The following is a 20958-nucleotide window of genomic DNA, read 5'->3' as shown; positions in this document are numbered from 1 at the left end:
TATACTAACAAACTACAGCTTACTTATGAAAAAGCGGTTTCTTGCCGTGCTCGCCTTCTGCTGCGCCAGTAGCCTGGGCACCATGGCCCAAACCCAAACCCCGCTCTGGCTCAATACCCCGGCCATTTCACCAGACGGGCAAACCATTGTCTTCAGCTACAAAGGCGATCTCTATAAAGTTGCCGCCGCGGGCGGAAACGCCACCCCGCTCACCATGCACGAAGGCTACGAGCACATGCCCGTATGGTCACCAGACGGCAAGCAAATTGCCTACGCCTCTGACCGTTACGGGAACTTTGACGTGTTTGTGATGCCCGCGCAGGGCGGCGAGAGCAAGCGCTTAACCTTCCATTCGTCCAGTGATCTGCCTTCAGATTTCACTCCAGACGGCAAAAGCGTGATCTTCTCCTCGGCCAGGGTAGACGCGGCGGCCAATACCCTGTTCCCCTCCGGGGCGTTCCCGGAGCTGTACAGCGTGGCCATTGGCGGCGGCCGCAACGCCATGTTGCTCACCACGCCCGCTGAGGCGGCCCGGTACAGCCCAGCTGGCGATGTGCTGGTGTACCATGACAAGAAAAGCCCCGAGAACACCCTCCGCAAGCACCAGACCTCGTCCACGGCCCGTGATGTGTGGGCGTATAACGCCAAAACCAAACAGCACACCAAACTCACCGATAACGTGGGCGAAGACCGCCAGCCGGTTTTTTCGGCTAATGGCCAAGATATTTATTACCTGAGCGAGCAGGTCAACGGTACGTTCAACGTGCACAAGATGAGTTTGCAGAACCCTAAGCAGACGGCGGCAGTCACTAGTTTCACCAAGCACCCGGTGCGGCACCTGAGCGGTTCCCGGGGCGGGATGCTGTCGTTTACCTACAACGGCGAGATTTACACGTTAAAGCCCGGTGCGCAGCCGCAGAAAGTGGCCATCCAGCTGTACTCAGACATCCGCTCCAACCCAGAGACTGTGCTGCCTATTTCCGGCGGCATGACCGAGATGGAGGTATCGCCTAACGGCAAGGAGGTGGTGTTTGTGAACCGGGGCGAGGTGTTCGTTTCCTCAGTGGAAGGAGGCATTACCCGCCGCATCACCAATACCCCGGAGCAGGAGCGCAGCGTGAGCTTCTCGCCAGACGGCCGCAAGATTCTGTACGCCAGCGAGCGCAACGGCAGCTGGAACGTGTATGAAACCAGCCTGGTGCGCAGCAATGAACCTTATTTTTACGCGTCCACGCTACTGAAAGAGGAACCCGTCATTGCCACCCCCGCCGAGGAATTTCAGCCTTCTTACTCCCCTGACGGCAAGGAAGTGGCGTACCTGGAGGAACGCGTGAAACTGAAGGTGGTGAATAAAGCCAGCAAGCAGGTGCGCACCATTCTGGGCAACGCCAACAACTACTCCTACTCAGACGGCGACCAGTATTTCAAATGGTCTCCGGATGGCAAGTGGTTCTTGGTGCAGTACAACCAGCCCAAGCAGTGGCTGGGAGAGGTGGGCTTGATCTCGGCCAGCGGCAAAGGCGAGGTCATCAACCTGAGCCAGAGTGGCTACGCCGAACGCAATCCGCAGTGGATGATGGGCGGCAAAATGATCACCTACTACTCTAACCGCGAGGGCTTGCGCGGCAACGGCAACAATTCCGGCACCGGCGACATCTACGCCCTCTTCACCACCCAAGACGCATTTGACCGTTTCAAGCTGAGCAAAGAAGACTATAACCTGCTGGAAGACCTGGAGAAGCGCGAGACCCAGGCGGGCACGTTGGCCGAGAAAGCCGAAGCCAAAGGGAAAGGCAAAAAGGGCGAAGCTTCCAAAAACGGAGGCCCGGCGGGCATGAACTTGGAGCTGGACAACCTGTCCTACCGCAAAGCCCGCCTCACTGTTAATTCCTCAGACTTGTCAGACGCGGTGGTCACCGAGAAAGGCGACCGCATGTTTTACCTGAGCCGTTTTGAGAAAGGCTATGACCTCTGGGTCACCAATCTGCGCGACAATGACACCAAACTGCTGGCCAAACTAGGTGCCCGTGGGGGGGAGATGGTCATGAGCAAAGACGGCAAAAACCTGTTTGTCTTAACCGAAGGCAAAATCCTGAAGCTGGACACTGACACCGGCAAGCAGGAAACCCTCAAAGTAAACGGCGAGCTGAACCTCAACGCCACCGCCGAGCGTGCTTACATGTATGACCACGTGATCCGGCAGCTGGAGAAGAAATTCTACGTGCAGGACCTGCATAACACAGACTGGAAGTTCTACACAGACAATTACCGCCAGTTTCTGCCCCACATCGCCAATAACTATGACTTCGCTGATGTCCTGAGTGAACTGCTGGGCGAGCTCAATGCGTCGCACACAGGAGGCCGTTACAGCCACCGCCAGGCTAACGCAGACGCTACGGCTTCCCTGGGCCTGTTCTATGATGAGCAGTACACCGGTCCCGGCCTCAAAGTGAAGGAAGTGATTAACATGAGTCCCTTTGACCGCGCCAGCTCCAAGGTGAAACCGGGCGTTATTCTGGAAAAGATAGACGGGCAGGCCATTGAAGACAACACAGACTTTGACCAACTCCTGAACCGCAAAGCGGAGAAATACACGCTGGTTTCATTGTATGACGAGAAAACCAAAAAACGCTGGGAAGAAACCGTGAAACCTATCTCGGGCTCAGACTTGAGCGAGCTGCTCTACCAGCGCTGGGTAGAAGGCCGCCGCAAAGAAGTAGAGCGTTTGTCGGGTGGGAAGTTGGGCTACGTGCACATCAGGGGCATGAATGATGCCAGTTACCGCACGGTGTATGAAGAGGCCCTGGGTAAGAACGCCACCAAGGAAGGGCTGGTGGTAGATACCCGCTCCAACGGTGGCGGCAACCTGCACGATGACCTCATCAGCTTCCTGAACACCAAGCAGTACGCTGAGTTTATTCCCCGCGGACAGCACCTCTCAGACGAGCCCCGCAACAAATGGACGCGTCCGTCGGTGGTGGTCATGAACGAGAGCAACTACTCAGACGCGCACATCTTCCCGGTGCTGTACAAAGAGCTGGGGATTGGCAAAACCGTGGGCATGCCCGTGGCCGGAACCGGTACCTTTGTGTGGTGGGAAACCCTGATTGACCCCACCATGGTCTTCGGGATTCCGCAGGTAGGCTACCGTACTCTGGGCGGCGGCAAATTTCTGGAGAACACCCAGCTGGAGCCCGATTACCTGATAGCCAATGATCCCGCTCTGGTGGCCCAGGGCCGCGACCAGCAGCTGGAGAAAGCCGTGGAAGTGCTCTTGCAGGAACTGCCTAAGAAAAAGTAACCTATTCACTGATTTCAAACGCAAACAGCCCTGCCAAACGGTGGGGCTGTTTGCGTTTAGGGGCTTCTTTTCGAAAAATTGGCTGAAAACACAGAGATATTCCAGGAGGGTAGATAGAAAAAAAATCTGGCGCGAGTCTCCTGACTCGTGACATGGGATGAAGCGAGTCTCCAGACTCGCCGGGAGCCACGAGCCGGTTCTACATATCTGGAGTCTGGAGACTCCGCCCATCCATCGGCACGAGTCTGGAGACTCGCGCCAGTGTATACGAAATCACCCCTTAATAAAACCCCGTAGTGCATACAGCTCCGGTGAGAGGCTCCGTTTTTGCCTTTTTTTGGAAAAAGAGCCCCTAAACGGAACATCATTTTCACGTATAGCTTATAGCACCAATCTTTGCAGGACCATGGCTATTGTACAGAACAACATCACCGTTTTTGGGGAGGAGATTATTGACCAGAGCGCCATTGACCAGCTCAAGCGCTGCGTGAGCGAGGAAGACATTGGCGTGCTCACCGCCGATGCCCACTACGGCTACGCGCACCCCATCGGCGGAGCTGTGGCCTATAAAAACAAAGTTTCCCTCTCTGGGGTGGGCTTTGACATTGGCTGCGGAAACAAGGCCGTTAAAACCGACATCATGGCCGCCGATGTGAACATTGCCAAAGTGATGGACCAGATCGTTCGCTCCATTGGCTTTGGAGTGGGCCGGCCTAATCCCAAACGCATTGACCACCCGGTGCTGGACCACATCAACAAAGCCGAGTTCAAACCGCAGCGCGAGCTCCGCAAACTGGCCGCCGAACAGTTGGGCACCGTGGGTAGCGGCAACCATTTCATTGATCTGTTTGAGGATGAGAAGGGTTTTCTGTGGGTGGGCGTGCACTTCGGGTCCAGGGGTTTCGGGCACAAGACGGCCTCGGGGTTTATCGCGCTCAGCCAGGGGCTCAGCTTCTTTGACAAGGCGCGCGAAGGCTCCATGGATGCCCCACCCATCCTGTTCGACATTGACTCGGCCTTGGGCCAGGACTACATTGCCGCCATGTCTCTGGCCGGAGAATATGCCTACGCGGGCCGCGATGTGGTGGTAGAAAAAGTGCTGGAGATTCTGGGAGGAAAAGCCACCGAACTGGTGCACAACCACCACAACTTCGCGTGGTTTGAGAAGCACCAGGGCGAGAATTACTGGGTGGTGCGCAAGGGCTGCACGCCCGCGTTCCCGGGCCAGAAAGGCTTTATTGGGGCCAACATGTATGACAACTCCGTGATTATTGAAGGCGTGGAGAACGAACTTTCCGTACGGGGTCTGTATTCCACAGTGCACGGAGCTGGCCGACAGTTGAGCCGAAGAGCCGCCGCCGGCAAAACCAAATGGATGCGCGACAAAAACGGCGTGAAACGGAAAACCGTGGTTTCACCGGGGCTGGTAGATTTTGAAGCCGTGCAGCAGCGCATGAAAGCCAAAGGCATTGAACTGCGCGGCGCCGGTGCCGATGAAGCCCCCGAAGCCTACAAGAAACTGGAAGATGTGCTCCAGTACCAGGGTAATACCATCAAGATCCTGCACACCCTCCGCCCCCTCGGCGTAGCCATGGCCGGCGAAGATGTGTACGATCCCTACAAAGACTGATTTTGCGTTTAGGGGCTCTTTTTCCAAAAACAGCCCCTAAACGCAAGTTGGCGCTGACGGAAAATAGTTCTGAGTTTGGAGTTCTGAGTCTACATCTGATAGAAGAAACTGGAGCGAGACTGAAGGTTTGTGACACAGGATGAAGCGAACTCCCTGACTCGCCGGGAACCACCGGCCGGAACATAGGAGTCTGGAGACTCCACTTATCCATCGGCACGAGTCTGGAGACTCGCGCCAGAAGGGGCTATGGTAGGTAAAGATGCTCTGTTTCAACCTGCAAAGCCTTTACTACCCGCACCTATTCCAGTCTTTCCCTAGAGCGCCTCGCTTGTGGCCAAAGAAAAGCGGAAGCTAAGCACAAGCTGTATTCACCTGGCCGCAAGGGCAGTGCGAGAGGGGAAGACGGGGCCCCGCGGCCGTGAGCGCTTACCGGAAAAGATGGAACAACACAGCACCTAAAACCATAGAAAGGCAGACAAGCCCAAGGCATCAGCCGCGTCATTACGCGTCATTATACGCTCGCCTCCTCCATGGGCACAAACGGCAGTTTAGGGTCTTCTCCGGTGCCGGCGGTGCGGGTAACCGGCAGCGCCTCTGGGTAGTGCTGTTGCAGAAACGAGATCATCTTCTCCCGTACCCAGCAACGCAAATCAAAAGCACTGCCAGAATCTGCGGCGCTTACCAGAATGCGGACTTCCATGGTCCGCTCCTTGAAATCAGTGACTTGTAAGATGCCTACCCGGCCGTCCCAGAGGTGATGCTGGGGGAGCAAGCGGGTGAGTTCCTTCCGCATTTCCTCCAGTGGGGCTTTATAGTCCAGGTACATGAAGACGGTGCCCAACAGCTCCACGCTGGTGCGGGTCCAGTTCTGGAAGGGTTTTTCAATGAAGTAGTTGAGCGGCAGGATGAGGCGGCGCTGGTCCCAGATGCGCAGCACCACGTAGGTAAGCGTTATTTCCTCCACCCGGCCCCATTCGTTCTCCACTACCAGCACATCGTCTAGCCTGATGGGCTGCGTGAAGGCAATCTGGAAACCGGCCAGTAAGTTGGCCAGTGAGCGTTGGGCCGCAAACCCCAGAATGACCCCCACAATCCCCGCCGAGGTTACCAGACCGGTCCCAATCTTCCGCACCGTGGGGAAACTCATGAGAATAAGCGAGACGGTGAAAAACACAATCATGATAATGACCATCTTCTTCACAAACTGGAGCTGGGTGAACAGCTTCCGTTCCCTGAAGTTATCGGCTTTGTCTAATTGGTACTTATGGCGGATTCTGTACTGCACCACATACACGCAGCCAATGAGGGTCCAGGCGAAGGCGCTGGTGAGCAGAATCTCCACCACCCGGCGCAGCACCTCAAAGGCATCTGGCCGCAGCGGCACCAGGGGCAGGGACATGGACAAAACCAGCAGCGGCAGGAAATAGAACAGGGGGCGGTCCAGGCATTTGAGCACCCCGGTAACCCAAAGTTTGGGAAAACGCCGGTTGTAAGCTGATAAAAACCTGAAAAGAAACCACTTAAAAAGGCCGCCCAGCAAGAGGCTGCCCGCCATTACACCCAATCCTTCCAGAAGCAGCGGTAGATGGTTCTGGACTAAATGGCTTAAGTCATCTAGCAATTCCATAGAAGCGAAGCAAATGCAAGTTCCTGTTTACCCGTTCCAAGAAAGAATGGTTACCCTTTGCTGTTTCCGGGGTTGGCTTGGCCTGTTCTTTATATAGTACTTTTTAAATGTTTTAGAACCTCCCGGGCAGAATGGGAGTAAATAAATAGCAGTGAGTGGTGGCAGGGCTTCTGCCTGACCTGTCCTTCGCGCCTGCCTCCTGTGTGGGCGCCGCACTCCGCTACAGTTCTTAAAGACTTTCCTTATGCCCAAAACCATCATTATATCTAACCGGCTTCCCATCAAAGTACAGCGCTCAGAAGCCGGTCTAGCATACGAGACAAGTGAAGGAGGCCTGGCTACCGGATTGGGTTCCATTTACAAGCAAGACGACAACATCTGGATTGGCTGGCCCGGCACGTACTTTGAAGACGAGGCCGAGCAGCAGCAGGTAACCCAGGACCTGGCCAAGCAGAGCATGCACCCCGTGTTCCTCACCGAAAGCGAGATCCGGGATTTCTACGAAGGCTTCAGCAACGAGACCCTGTGGCCCACCTTCCACTACTTCAGCCAATACGCCATCTACGACGATAGCTTCTGGAATGCCTACCAACAGGTAAACCAGAAGTTCTGCCAGGCCGTGATGGAGCGGGCAGAACCCGGCGACACCATCTGGGTGCATGACTACCAACTGCTGCTGCTGCCGGCTATGCTCCGGTCTCAGATTGAAGACAGCAGCATCGGGTTTTTCCAGCACATTCCGTTCCCGTCTTATGAGGTGTTCCGGCTGTTGCCCTGGCGGGAGCAGCTCCTGAACGGTATGTTGGGCGCAGACCTGATCGGGTTTCATACTTATGATGATGCCCGCCACTTCCTTTCCTCCGTGAGCCGGATTGTGGGCCTCAACACCTCGCAGGGCCTCATTGACAACGGGTACCGCCACATCATGGTAGATGCTTTTCCCATGGGTATTGATGATGAGAAGTACGCCACGCTGGCCGCTTCCCAGGAGACTAAAGCCAAAATGGATGAATACCGCGAGGCCCTGCAGGAGCAGCGCATTATTCTCTCCATTGACCGACTTGATTACTCCAAGGGCATTCCGCAGCGGTTGCAGGCATTTGAGCTGTTCCTGAAGGAAAACCCGGAGTTCCACGGCAAGGTGACGCTCTTCATGCTGGTGGTGCCGTCAAGAGACCAAGTGGAAATGTACCGCCAGTTAAAGGAAACCATTGATGAGTTGGTGGGCCGTATTAACAGCTCTTACCGCACCATCACCTGGAACCCCATCCAATACTTTTACCGCTCGTTTCCAATGGAGGAACTGTCGGCGTTGTATTCCATCGCAGACATCGCGTTGGTAACCCCCATGCGCGACGGCATGAACCTGGTCTGCAAAGAGTTTATCGCCAGCAAGCTGGATAAGAAAGGCGTACTGATTTTGAGTGAGATGGCCGGTGCCTCCCGTGAACTGGCAGATGCCGTGCTCATCAACCCCAATGACATGGGGCAGATGGTGCAGGCCCTCCAGGATGCGCTCCTGATGCCCGAAGACGAGCAAATGGCCCGCATGGGGCAGATGCAGGACATTGTACGCCGCTACAACATCCACCACTGGGTGGAGATTTTCATGAACCGTCTACAATACATTAAAATGAAGCAGGAAACCATGGCCACTGAAACGCTTTCCAAAGAGGAAAGTGAGCAGCTGGTGAGCACGTTCAAAGAAGCCAGACAACGCATGCTGTTCCTGGATTATGACGGTACCCTTACGTCTTTCACCAAAGATCCTACCAAGGCGCTGCCAGACCAGGAACTGCTTTCTATTCTGGAGTGCCTTACCCAAGAAGAGAAGAACCGGGTGGTTATTGTGAGTGGCCGTGACCGCAACACTCTGCAGAAATGGCTGGGGCACCTGCCCGTAGATTTCATTGCCGAGCACGGGGTCTGGTATAAGGAGCGGACCGGCGAGTGGGAAATGTTCCAAAACCTGTCAGATGCCTGGAAGCAGGAGATCAAGCCCATTCTGGAACTGCACGTGAGCCGCACGCCTGGTTCGTTCATTGAGGAGAAAGACTTTTCCCTGGTGTGGCATTACCGTAAAGTAGACCGCACCCTGGCCGAGCTTAGGGCCCGTGAACTGAGCAATTACCTGCTGTTCATTGCCGCCAACATCAACCTCCAGGTTATGGAGGGCGATAAGATTGTGGAGGTGAAGAACAGCGAGGTGAACAAAGGCGTAGGCAGTACCCGCTGGCTGGAACAGCACGCCCATGATTTCATCCTCTGCATAGGCGATGACCGCACCGATGAAGACATGTTCAAAGTAATGCCCGAAGACGCCTTCACCATCAAAGTAGGCAGTGAGCGTTCCCTTGCCCGCTTCAACTTGGAGAACTCCAAGCAGGTCAGGAAACTGCTCAAGTCTTTGTGCTAAGATTGCCTATTGTTGAACGTAAGTGCCAATAGCGACATTCGCTGGCGCGAGTTTGTAACTTTTGCCAGCGTTGAGGAAAGGTCTAGCTGTTTTTGCCTTAATTTCAGAAAAACAGCCCCTAAACAGAAAAGGCCCGCAACACTGCGGGCCTTTTCTGTTTAGGAAGTAGATGGTGGCTACAGGAACGAAGGCCGGTCCAGGCGTTTGGAGATGCGGTAGGCGGCGTTCAAGAGCCCCACGTGGCTGTAGGCCTGCGGGAAGTTCCCCCACTGGCTGCCGTCGCGGGAGTCTACGTCCTCGCTTAACAGGCCCAGGTGGTTCGTGTACTTCAGGATGCTCTCAAACTCTTTGATGGCATCGTCTACCCGCCCTACGCAGGCCAGGGCTTCAATGTACCAGAACGCGCAGATCAGGAAGGTGCTTTGCGGCACACCAAAGTCATCGGCGTGTTTGTAGCGGTAGAAGAGGCCCTCGGGGGTTTTGAGTTCTTTCTCCATCTCCTCCAGGTGCGTTTTGGCCCGTTCAGAGGCGGGGTCCAGGTAGTGCATCATGATGAGCTGGAGGGTGCTGGCATCCAGGTGGTGTTTGCCAATGGCCTGGGTGTACACGCCCCGCTGCGGGTCAAAGCATTCCTCAATTTTGGCGGCGGCCTGGTTCATGAGGTCATTGGCCAATTGCCCCAGCTGCGCATCTCCCATGTGGCGGGCAGCGCTGCGGGCGGCGGCGGCCCCGGCCCAGTGGAACAGGTACGTATAGCAGTGGTATTGCGCAAAATCCCGGAACTCCCAGAGGCCGGCATCGGGCTCCTCCATGGTCTGCTGAATCTTCTTCAGCGTTTTGTAGATGAGTTTCTGAGACTCTATGCGCTCCTCGTCGTTGAAGCGGCGGTCTATGTAGAGCGGGAGCAGGGCCACCAGAATCTGGCCGTACACGTCGTTCTGTATGTGCGTGTAGGCATCGTTGCCAATGCGCACGGGGCGGTTATTGCCTAAATAGCCTTCCAGGTCCAGCTCAATCTCCGTGAGCTTGCTTTGTCCACTGATGGAGTAGAGCGGTTGGTAGCGTTGCGTGTCTTTGGCCGTGATGTTGGCAATGAAGTGGAAGTAACGCTCCATTTCCTCAAAGTGCCCAATGTTGTTGAACGCGTTGAGGATGTAGTACGTGTCCCGCATCCAGCAGAAGCGGTAGTCCCAGTTGCGGCCGCTGCCGGGGTGTTCGGGCAAACTGGTAGTGGGCGAGGCAATGATGGCGCCGGTGTCTTCGTACTGGTGGATTTTGAGGGCCAGCGCACTCCGGATAACCTGCTCCTGAAAGAAGTTGCTGATGCTGGTGTTCTTGACCCAGTTGCGCCAGTAGCGGCGGGTCTGGCTCATGAAGGCCTCAGCGGTGCTCTCCAGATTGGCTTCCAGCGGCGCGCCGTAGGTAAGCACAAAATACAGGGTCTCGTTGAGCACGAAGTACTGGTCTTCCAGAATATAGCTCAGCGAGGCGTTGGTGGTGAGCCTCACTTCTTCGTCCAGCCCCAGAAACGCGATGTGGTTGCTGCTGCGGCGGCGTTTCAGTTCCAGATCGCCGTATTGGCCCACGGGGCGGCAGGTGGCTTTGATGCGCGGAGATCCCTGGAGCGGCTCCACTTTGCGCACCAGCATGAGCGGCTTGTAATAGCGCTGGTGCTGCCGGAAGCGCGGGGCAAAGTCTGTGACGCGGTAAGAACCCTCCTGGGTGGTGATCTCGGTACACAGAATGTTGGTGTTCTCCATGTAGTACTGGTGCGAGGTGAATTCCTCGGCATCGGGCTTGATGGAGTATTCGCCCCCTTTCTGCCGGTCCATGATGGGCCCGAAAACAAAGCTGCTGTCAAAGCGGGGCCAGCAGAGCCATTCTACATTGGTGTCTTTGTGTATGAGGGCCAAGTAAGCGCAGTTGCCAATCAGCCCCATGTCATAGGTGTGCTTCGCCATACGGTTAGTTCCACGCACCGGGGGTGACTGCCGGTGCTTGAAGTATCATGTACCGTATAAGACGTATAGAGGTTTCTTAATTTTTATCCACGCCCCCAGTAACTTGCGTTTAGCGCCTGTTTTTGGAAAAAGAGCCGCTAAACGCAAACGCTGTTCCGGTAGGGAAGCTACCGCGGTGCGGCTATTCCCCAGCCACGGGAAGCGAGCTCAACAGCTTTTCAATGCTGGCAAAGTCTGGCCTATGCTGTACCTGGGGGTCCAGGCACGCTTCTTTCAGTTGCGCCAGGGCTATGGCCGTTTCTTGGGTTTGGTCTTGGGGGGAAAGGTGGGTGAGCAGATCGTCCAGTAAATAACCGTAGGCGCGCACTTCTATCCGTTCCAGAAGTTCGGCCAGGGCCGCGTCTGAGCGGTCATAGCGGGTGGCGGCCCCGAAATCCCCGAACAGCGGGTGGCCGCTGCCGTTCACCAAGGTATTATGGGCGTAGAGATCGCCGTGCAGGATGCCCCGGCGGTGCAGATGACCGGCCACGGATGCCATGCCTACCGCTATGCGGAGTGCTGCTGCCAAGGGGAAAACGGTGCCGCTGGCGTAGACATCACGGGTGCAGGTGGCAAAGCTGGGTGGCCCGCCCAGGTTGCGGTAATCAGGGGGAATTAGACTTAGTACCAGGCCCTGTTTCCCTTCGGGGTGCTGCTGGAGTTGGCCCAGTACCTGCACCAGGTTAGGGTACTTACCCGCGGCCATACAGGCGCTCATTTCATCCTGGGGCAGGCCGTCGCTGGTGACTTCGCCTTTGAAGACTTTCACCGCCACATGGGTTTCCTGACTGGGCCAGTACGCTTTGGAGATGATGCCGGAGGCGCCTTCGCCTAACTGCTCTTCCAACTCAAGATCAGGCCATGGCACTTCCGGTAAGGAACTCGGGTTGGGAGCAAGGGGCTGGCAGGGATTCCCCGCAAACGCGAGCCAGGACAAACGCGGCAGCGACCACAGCCAGGCCGGAAGCTCCTCCAAGTTGTTTGCTGAGATACGGAGCAGCTCCAGGTGCTGGCAGTGGGCCAATTCCTGAGGAAGCTCTTTCAGGCGGTTGCCCGCCAGCATGAGTTTCTGCAGGCGGGTGCATTGGCCAATAGAAGCGGGCAGTTTCTCCAGGTGGTTGTTGGTCAAGATAAGCCAGCGGGTAGCGGCGGGCAGGGCGCCCTCCGGAATTTCCCTGATCTGGCAGGCCTTGAAGCCAATCATTTCCAGTTTTGGGCACTGGGCCAGCACTTGGGGAAAGACGGTGAAGTCATTGTCTGAGAAAAACGCGATCCGGAGGTTTTGCAGCTGGGCGAAGGCAGGGGGCAGGTGACTGAGCTTGTTGCCCGTTAAATCCAGGATCTCCAGCGTGGGGGCTAAGTCCAGGATTTGGGGCGGGAAAGCGGTAAGTCCGCAGGAAAGCTTCAGCTGTTTGGCACCGGCCAGCGCTCCGCTCCGGAGTTGTTCTAAAGTTTGCATGCACGCAGGGAATAAGCGCCGCGAAGGTAGGCATTTTCAGGTTGGGAGCAGTGAGCAGGTGGTGCGGCTAGGGGGCAGGCTTACTTATAACACTTACTGGTTTGGGGCTAATTCTGGAAAAAGAGCCGCTAAACGGAACGCAGTGGTTTGTGAATACGTTAAAACAACCTAAGTTTCTTTAGCAGAGTCTGAAACAATGAAAGGGTTGTTTAGGTAATTTAAAATCTAAAACTCTACTAAATTGATAGGAAAACTTGATTTATAAAAGTCAGTGCCTATCTTTGCAGCATCTTAACAAACAGCCAGAGAAAAAAGACTATATGGTCTACTCATCTTACATAAAGCGAATGCGCTTCTGCTGTTGCAGCTCCTGCTGCTGTTGTCGCTAGTTTTTAGCAGTCAACAAATCCCTGTGCCCGTGCGCACGCCTCATCAATTCAGTTATTTTCGTTTACGTATTTTCTTGCCATGGCCGCTTCTGCACAAGAGCACGTGTCTCAGCTTATCCTTGAGACAGAAGGCTTCACCATAGACCAAACGTTCGCGCTGCTGGTGAACCATTATCCCAACGCGGTAACGTTCTCCTCCAGCTTCAGCTTTGAAGACCAGGTGATCTCGCATCAGATCCTGGAGAACCACTTCCCCATCAGCATTTTCACGCTAGATACCGGCCGCCTTTTCCCGGAGACCTACAGCGTGTGGAGCAAGACCAATGATGCCTACAAAACCCGCATCAGGGCCTATTACCCCAACAATGAGCTGCTGGAGGAGTTTGTCCATACCCATGGTCCCAACTCTTTCTACGCCTCTACCCAGAACCGCAAAGACTGTTGCTTCATCAGAAAAGTGGAGCCGCTCAAGCGGGCGCTGGCGGGAAACGCCGTCTGGATTACCGGCCTGCGCGCCGAACACTCTGCCGGCCGCAGCGATCTGCCCAAGTTTGAGTGGGACGAGGGCAATCAGCTCCTCAAATTCCACCCGCTGCTGCACTGGAGTACAGAAGAGGTGATGGCCTTCATCAAGCAACACAACATTCCGTACAACCACCTGCATGACAAAGGGTTTGTGAGTATTGGCTGCGCGCCGTGTACCAGAGCCATTCAGCCGGGCGAGGATTTCAGGGCCGGGCGCTGGTGGTGGGAAGACAGCAGCAAAAAAGAGTGTGGGTTACACGTATCAGAATCGCCGGCCCCGGTAGCCCCGGAGCTGGCTAAGTAGAAAGCATAGAAATACCAATCATGGGTTCGTATAAATTAGATTACCTGGATCAGCTAGAATCAGAAGCGATTCACATTTTCAGAGAAGTGGCGGGTCAGTTTGAGCGCCCAGCCCTTCTGTTTTCCGGCGGAAAAGACTCTATTGTGCTGGTGCACCTGGCGCTCAAGGCGTTCAGGCCCGGTAAGTTCCCTTTCCCGCTGGTGCACATTGACACCGGCCACAACTTCCAGGAAGCGCTTGACTTCAGAGACTATTTGGCCCATAAGATTGGCGAGAGACTGATTGTGCGCAACGTGGAAGACACCATCAAAGCCAAAGGTTTAACGGAGCAGAAAGGCAAACTGCCCAGCCGCAACGGTCTGCAAACCTACACGCTGCTGGACACCATTGAGGAGTTTGACTTTGACGCCTGCATTGGCGGCGCCCGCCGCGATGAGGAGAAAGCCCGCGCCAAAGAACGCATCTTCTCCGTGCGCGACGAGTTCGGGTCCTGGGACCCTAAGTTGCAGCGCCCCGAGCTCTGGAATACCTACAACGGCAAAATCAGCAAGGGTGAGAACGTGCGGGTGTTCCCCATCAGTAACTGGACCGAGCTGGACATCTGGAACTACATCCGCCGCGAGAACATTGAGCTGCCCTCTATCTACTTCGCCCATGAGCGCGAGGTGCTGGAGTTTGACGGCCGTTTGGTAGCCACCAACCAGTTCATCCAACTGCATGACAATGACGTGGTGACCCGCAAAACCGTGCGCTACCGCACCGTGGGCGACATGACCTGTACCGCCGCCGTGGAGTCCAGCGCCAGTACCTTGGACGATATCATCAACGAGATCATCGCCACCAACACCAGCGAGCGCGGCCAGACCCGCATAGATGACCGCGTCTCTGAGGCCGCCATGGAAGACCGTAAGAAGAACGGGTATTTCTAGATGCTAGATTTTAGACACAGGATATAAGACGCAAGACGCAGGATTTTCTCTTGCAGGTTTGCTGCCCTGATGCTTCTCTCTTGTCATCCTGAAAGGACCTTGTAGGCAAACTTGAAAGGCAATAGCCAAGCATTGTAGAAAATAGTTTCGGTTCTGCCGATGAAAGAATAAAGAGAGACTGAGAGCTGAGACAAAGCCGTTTAAAGGCCGTTTTTCTGAAAACAGCCCTAAACCAGACCAAGACTCAGAACTCAAGACTCAGAACTCATTTTGAAATGGATATTCTAAGATTTTTAACCGCCGGTAGCGTAGACGATGGCAAAAGCACCCTGATTGGCCGCCTGTTGTATGACAGCAAATCCATCATGGTAGACCAGTTGGAAGCCATTGAGCGCAGCACCAAAAACAAGGCCGAAGGACAGGTGGATTTGGCGTTGCTCACAGACGGTCTCCGGGCCGAGCGGGAGCAGGGCATCACCATTGACGTGGCCTACAAATACTTTAACACACCCAAGCGTAAGTTCATCATCGCAGACACGCCGGGCCACATCCAGTACACCCGCAACATGGTCACGGGCGCGTCTAACTCAGACCTGGCCATTATCCTCATTGATGCGCGCCACGGGGTGGTGGAACAGACCCGCCGGCATTCCATCATTGTGTCCTTGCTCAACCTGCCGCACGTGGTGGTGGCCGTGAACAAGATGGACCTGGTGAACTTCTCGCAGGATGTGTTCAATGACATCGTGATTGATTACGCGCAGGTAGCCAAATCTTTGGGCCTCAAGAACGTGACCTTCATTCCCATCAGCGCGCTCAACGGCGACAACATTGTGGAGAAATCTGCGGCCATGCCGTGGTACGAGGGTAATTCTCTCCTGGGCCTGCTGGAGACCGTGGAAGTGCACGAAGACGTTAACCTCACCCAAGGCCGCTTCCCGGTGCAGTACGTGATCCGTCCGCAGACCGAGGAACTGCACGATTACCGCGGCTACGCCGGAAAAATCATCAGCGGCATTTACCGCAAAGGCGATAAAGTGGTGGTGCAGCCGTCTGGGGTGGAGAGCACCGTCTCGGCGGTGGAAGTTGCCGGTAAGGAAGTGGAAGAAGCGTTTGCGCCGCAGAGCGTGGTGCTGCACCTGGCAGATGACGTGGACATCAGTAGGGGTGACGTGATTGTGAAGCAAGACGCGCCGGTGCAGGTAGCCCAGGAATTTGAGGTGGTGCTGTGCTGGATGAGCAACACACCGCTGGTGCCGCGCAACAAATACCTGCTGCAGATCAACAGCCGCACCGTGCGCTGCGTGGTAAAGGAGCTGGAGTACAAGCTGAACGTGAACACGCTGGAGAAAGAACTTTCGCCGGTGCAGGCGGGGCTCAACGATGTGGTGAAAGCCACCATCAAAACTGCCTCGCCCATTGTGTTTGATGCTTACCAGAACCTGAGAGCCAACGGCGGCGCCATCTTGATTGATGAGACCAGCAACGTGACTGTGGGCGCCTGTATGATCTCCACCCAAGCCAAGCAAGAAGAATTCTGGCCAGAAATCTAAGAGACCAATCTTTCATGAACATCCGCGCCTGCGGGAAGATGCAACTTTCCGTTTAGGGGCTCTTTTTGGAAAAACGGCCCCTAAACGGAAACCCTTCAAACCTATTCTGCTTCTCCTGTTTTGGAGAGGGAGGAGAATCTATAACCAAACAAATGAACTCAGCGCAACAAAGAGGAAAAGTGATTATTGCAGGAGCCGGTCCCGGCGACCCTGACCTGATCACGGTGAAGACGGTAAAGGCGTTGCGCCAGGCCCAGGTAATTCTGGTAGACCGGCTGGTGAGTGAGGAGATCCTGGCAAATTACGCCGCCCCAGACGCCGAGATTGTGTACGTAGGCAAACAATGCCGCAGCCACGGCACCACGCCGCAGGCTACCATTAATGAGCTTTTGGTGGAATATGCGCTGCTGGGGAAAAGAGTACTTCGGCTCAAAGGCGGCGACGTGTCCATTTTCTCCAACGTGCTGGATGAGCTGCAAAGCCTGGTGGCCCATGAGATTGAGTACGAGATTATTCCGGGCATCACGGCCGCCCTGGGGGCCGCGGCTTACGCAGGAATTCCGCTCACGGCCCGGCAGCATTCCACGGCGGTGCGCTTCCTCACCTACTACACCTACAGCAAACTCACCGAAGCATACTGGCACGAACTGGCCCAAACCCAGGACACCCTGGTGTTTTACATGTCCTCAGAAAGACTGTCTGAAGTGGTGGAGAAGCTGACCCGGCACGGCATCTCTGCGGAGAAACAGCTGGCCGTGGTGGAACAGGCCACCACCCCGCTGCAGCACGTGCAGGTGAGCAACCTGTATGACTATGAAAAGAACCTGGGCGGGAAAACGTTTGTCTCGCCCTCGCTCGTGATCATAGGCAAAGTGGTGAACCTGCATGAGGAGTTCAAGTGGTTTACCAACAACCCAACAAGAGAATATTACTTCAAACCGGTGTCTGAACAAGTGGGCCTGGTACTTCAATAATTTACAAAGCTATGTTAGCAGAAGCGAAACTTAAGGCCCTCCAGGAACTGGTGAACCAATCTTCCAGGGATGAAGTGCTCTGGATGAGCGGCTACTTGTCGGGGCTTATTTCAGGCCAGGGAGCTGCGGCGACGGCATCTGGAACGGCGGTGGCCCAGGCTCCCAAGCCGGCGGCGGGTAAGGTAACCATTGCCTACGGCACCGAGACCGGAAACTCCAAACGTGTGGCCACGGAACTGGCGGGTAAAGCCAAAAAGAGCGGGATCAACGCCAAAGTGGTAAGCTTAGACCAGTACCGCCTCACAGATCTGGAAAAGGAAGAATATTTCCTGACCGTGATCAGTACGCAGGGCGAGGGAGATCCGCCCGCCGGTGCGCAGAAGTTCTTTGACTACGTGCACCAAACCGATAAACAACTGCCTAAACTCAAGTACAGTGTGCTGGCCTTAGGCGATACCTCATACCCGCTGTTCTGCAAAGCCGGCGAAGACGTAGACGCGCAGCTGAAGCGCTTGGGCGGCAGCCAGCTGGTGCCCATCCAGAAGTGCGATGTGGACTATGAAGACGAAGCCAATGCCTGGTTCCAGAGCGTGATGCAATCCTTGGCCAGCAATGGTTCTGCCTCTTCTGCCCCTGCGGTAGCTCCTGCCCCTGCCAAAAAAACGGGCAAGAAAATCTACCAGGGTACCCTGCTCACCAACATCATCCTGAACGATGTGGGCTCCAACAAAAAGACGCACCACATTGAGATAGAGGCCGAAGACCTGGCCTATGAGCCCGGCGATGCCTTGGGGGTAGTGCCTAAAAACCGGCCAGCCGCCATTGAGGCCATTTTTAAGATTACCGGCATTGCGCCCACTGAGAAAGTGACCCACCGCAACAGTGAGTCAACTGTTCAGGAACTGTTGCAGGACAAAGTAAACATCACGTACCTGCCTGAGCGGGTGGTAAAGAAATATGCCGAAGTGGTGGAGCAGAACATCCCGGCTACCCGCATTGACCTGCTGGATTTGCTCCGGATTTACCCCGTGAAAGACGCCGAGCAGTTCAAGGAAGTCTTACAGATTCTGGAGCCCATTACGCCGCGGCTGTATTCCATCTCCTCGTCTCTGGAAGCCCATTCTGGTGAGATTCACGTGACCGTGGCCCGGGATGAATTCCGAATCAATGAGGAACTGTTGTGCGGCCACTGCTCAGATTACCTGTCTGGGTTGCCAGAGGGTTCCAGGGTAGAATTCTACATCCACAAAAACAGCCAGTTCAAGTTACCGGCTCCAGACAAAGACGTGATCATGATTGGTCCGGGTACGGGCGTGGCTCCGTTCCGCTCTTTCCTGGCCGAACGCGATGCCGTGGGCGCCGAAGGTCGTAACTGGCTTTTCTTCGGAGACCAGCACTTCGCCACCGATTTTCTGTACCAGACTGAGATCCAGAGTTGGTATGAGACCGGCATCCTGTCCAAGTTCAACGGCGCCTTCTCCCGTGACCAGCAAGAGAAAGTGTACGTGCAGCACAAGATGCTGGAGAACGCCGCTGCCTTCTATGAGTGGCTCAAGGCCGGAGCCTATGTGTACGTGTGCGGGGCCAAGGAGCCCATGAGCGTGGACGTGGAGAACACGCTGCTGCAGATCATAGGCCTGGGCGCCGGTTCAAGCCCCGAAGAAGCCGCCGTCTATCTAGAGCAACTCAAAGAAGAAGGCCGGTATCTGAAAGACGTGTATTAAGCATCTGGTACTTCTTCGTCCCCCTTGGAAGGGGTAAGGGGATGTTGACTCTTGCAGATCAGGCATAGCAGAATTTATGTAGGGGCAATCCCTTGTGGTTGCCCTTGCTTCATAGCGAAAGATGCCTGGTTTTTTAACCGGCCTGTCATCCGCCTACCCCCTTCCAAGGGGGACGAAGAAGAGATTCCATAAAGAACTGTTTAGGGGCTCTTTTTCCAAAAAAAGCCCCTAAACGGAAATAACTACAAGAAGAAACAGGAGCCTTCCTGATCTAATCATAAAGACCAGTTACCATGTCAACTGAGAAAAAGAATCTGTCGCCTATTGAGCGCATCAAAGAAGTAAGTGATGGACTGCGGGGGACACTCAAAGAAAGTCTGAAAGACGAAATCACCGGGGCTATTCGGGAAGATGATACCGCGCTGGTGAAGTTCCACGGCATGTACATGCAGGACGACCGCGACCGCCGCGAGGAACGCGCCGCCAAAAAACTGGAGCGCCTGTATTCGTTCATGATCCGGCTGCGCCTGCCGGGCGGCTTCCTCACGCCGGAGCAGTGGGTGGCCACGCACAACATTGCCGGAGACAACTCTACGGGCGTTATTAAAATCACTACCCGCCAGACCTTGCAGCTGCACGGCATTGTCAAATCAAAGACCAAGCCTACCATCAAGGCTTTCAACCAGGCGGGCCTGGATTCCATTGCCGCCTGCGGCGATGTGAACCGCAACGTGGTGGCCAGCGCTAACCCGCTGGAGTCGCCGCTGCACGAGCGCATCTACCAGTACGCCGACAGGATCAGTGAATACCTGCTGCCCAAAACCCGGTCTTACTATGACATCTGGCTAGACGAGGAAAAGCTGGTGGAGAAGAAAGACGAGGAAGATCCGCTGTACCAGGACCGCTACCTACCCCGTAAGTTCAAGATTGGGCTGGTGATTCCGCCTAACAATGACTCAGACGTGTTTGCGCAGGACCTGGGCCTTATTGCCATCATTGAGAACGATGAGCTGAAAGGCTTCAATCTGGCGGTGGGCGGCGGTTTGTCGTTCACGCACGGCAACCCGGAGACGTATCCAAGGCTGGCTACTGAGATTGGGTTCGTGAGCACGGAGGAGTCTGACGAGAAACTGTTCAAGGCCGTGTACGAAGTCCTGACGGTGCAGCGTGACTTCGGGAACCGCACTGACCGCAAACTGGCCCGCCTGAAATACACGGTAGACCGCATGGGCGTAGACGGTTTTAGGCAGGAGTTGGAAAGCCGCATTGGGTTTGCCTTGGAAGAGGCCCGTCCGTACGTGCTCACCACGCGGCAAGACCATTACGGCTGGCGGCAAAGCAACACCGGGCTGTGGCATTACACGGTGTACGTAGAGAATGGCCGCGTGCTGGACACCGAGCAACTGCCCATGAAAGCGGCTCTCCTGGCAGTGGCGCAAACCGGCAAAGCCAATTTCCGGTTCACCTGTAACCAGAACGTCATCCTCAGTGACATAACTCCCGAAGACAAAGCCGCCATTGAGCAGATTCTGGTGCTGTACAACCTGATTCCGCACACGGAGGCCGCTTCTCTGGTGAGCAAAAACGCCATGGCCTGCGTGGCGCTGCCTACCTGTCCGTTGGCCCTGGCCGAAGCCCAGCGTTACCTGCCTGAGCTCATTACCAAGATTGACGGAGTACTGGCCCAGCACGGGCTTCAGGACGAGGAAATCATCATCCGGATGACGGGTTGCCCCAACGGCTGCGGCCGGTCGGTGCTCTCAGAGATTGGTTTCGTGGGAACCGCCCCCGGCCACTATAACCTCAACCTGGGTGGCGATGAGCAGGGCCAGCGCCTGAACAAACTCTACCGGGAAAACCTGGATGAGGCCGCCATTCTACAGGAACTGGACACGGCTTTCGGGCTTTTCAAGCAGAACAGGCTGGCGGGAGAACGCTTCGGCGATTTTGCCTACCGCACTTTGGTAAACTAGCCCTTGGCAGAGCTTTCCGTTTAGGGGCTGTTTTTCCAAAAAAGGCCCCTAAACGGAAAACTTTTGCGGGAGGTAAAGTAGCTGGTATCTTCTGCGTTACGTTGAAAATATTGGTAGTAATTTGTTGTTTATTAGTAGGTTACTTATATTCATA

Annotated in this window: 12 protein-coding genes; 9 read left to right on the top strand and 3 right to left on the bottom strand. The window is 55.3% G+C overall.

Annotation, left to right across the window (positions count from 1 at the left end):
- Positions 1-25 precede the first annotated feature (25 nt).
- Complete coding sequence (locus EFA69_RS09910; protein ID WP_123132924.1) at positions 26-3301, top strand: S41 family peptidase; 3276 nt, start codon at positions 26-28, stop codon at positions 3299-3301.
- A gap of 406 nt (positions 3302-3707) precedes the next feature.
- Entirely contained in the window at positions 3708-4931 is a 1224-nt protein-coding gene (locus EFA69_RS09905; protein WP_123132923.1) for an RtcB family protein, read from the top strand.
- A gap of 511 nt (positions 4932-5442) precedes the next feature.
- Here the strand turns inward: EFA69_RS09905 and EFA69_RS09900 are convergent.
- On the bottom strand, positions 5443-6558 hold the full coding sequence (locus tag EFA69_RS09900; protein ID WP_123132922.1) for a mechanosensitive ion channel domain-containing protein: 1116 nt from the start codon (positions 6556-6558) through the stop codon (positions 5443-5445).
- A gap of 244 nt (positions 6559-6802) precedes the next feature.
- On the opposite strand from EFA69_RS09900, the gene EFA69_RS09895 reads away from it, so the two are divergent.
- The gene (locus EFA69_RS09895; protein WP_123132921.1) at positions 6803-8974 is read left to right on the top strand and encodes a bifunctional alpha,alpha-trehalose-phosphate synthase (UDP-forming)/trehalose-phosphatase; all 2172 of its coding nucleotides are present in this window, start codon (positions 6803-6805) and stop codon (positions 8972-8974) included.
- A 176-nt stretch (positions 8975-9150) separates the two neighbouring features.
- Here the strand turns inward: EFA69_RS09895 and EFA69_RS09890 are convergent, their stop codons facing one another.
- Positions 9151-10935, bottom strand: coding sequence for a glycoside hydrolase family 15 protein (locus EFA69_RS09890; RefSeq protein WP_123132920.1), 1785 nt, complete (start codon positions 10933-10935; stop codon positions 9151-9153).
- Positions 10936-11116: 181 nt separating this feature from the next.
- Positions 11117-12433, bottom strand: coding sequence for a leucine-rich repeat-containing protein kinase family protein (locus EFA69_RS09885; RefSeq protein ID WP_123132919.1), 1317 nt, complete (start codon positions 12431-12433; stop codon positions 11117-11119).
- 468 nt (positions 12434-12901) lie between these two features.
- Between EFA69_RS09885 and EFA69_RS09880 the strand changes: the two genes are divergently transcribed.
- From EFA69_RS09880 to cysI, 6 genes are all read left to right on the top strand, one after another.
- Positions 12902-13651 carry a phosphoadenylyl-sulfate reductase gene (locus tag EFA69_RS09880; protein ID WP_123132918.1) on the top strand — a complete coding sequence of 250 codons (750 nt, stop codon included), beginning with the start codon at positions 12902-12904 and terminating at the stop codon, positions 13649-13651.
- Between the two features lie 20 nt (positions 13652-13671).
- Positions 13672-14580, top strand: a complete 909-nt coding sequence (cysD, locus tag EFA69_RS09875; protein ID WP_123132917.1) for a sulfate adenylyltransferase subunit CysD — start codon at positions 13672-13674, stop codon at positions 14578-14580.
- A 275-nt stretch (positions 14581-14855) separates the two neighbouring features.
- Positions 14856-16133, top strand: coding sequence for a sulfate adenylyltransferase subunit 1 (locus EFA69_RS09870; protein WP_123132916.1), 1278 nt, complete (start codon positions 14856-14858; stop codon positions 16131-16133).
- 152 nt (positions 16134-16285) lie between these two features.
- On the top strand, positions 16286-17107 hold the full coding sequence (gene cobA / locus EFA69_RS09865; RefSeq protein ID WP_123132915.1) for a uroporphyrinogen-III C-methyltransferase: 822 nt from the start codon (positions 16286-16288) through the stop codon (positions 17105-17107).
- An 11-nt stretch (positions 17108-17118) separates the two neighbouring features.
- Positions 17119-18831 carry a diflavin oxidoreductase gene (locus EFA69_RS09860; protein WP_123132914.1) on the top strand — a complete coding sequence of 571 codons (1713 nt, stop codon included), beginning with the start codon at positions 17119-17121 and terminating at the stop codon, positions 18829-18831.
- Between the two features lie 293 nt (positions 18832-19124).
- On the top strand, positions 19125-20804 hold the full coding sequence (gene cysI, locus EFA69_RS09855) for an assimilatory sulfite reductase (NADPH) hemoprotein subunit (protein WP_123132913.1): 1680 nt from the start codon (positions 19125-19127) through the stop codon (positions 20802-20804).
- The last annotated feature ends 154 nt before the right edge of the window (positions 20805-20958 follow it).

The sequence above is a fragment of the Rufibacter immobilis genome, from assembly GCF_003721565.1.
Classification (GTDB): domain Bacteria; phylum Bacteroidota; class Bacteroidia; order Cytophagales; family Hymenobacteraceae; genus Nibribacter; species Nibribacter immobilis.
This window is presented reverse-complemented; position numbering and strand designations above follow the sequence as displayed.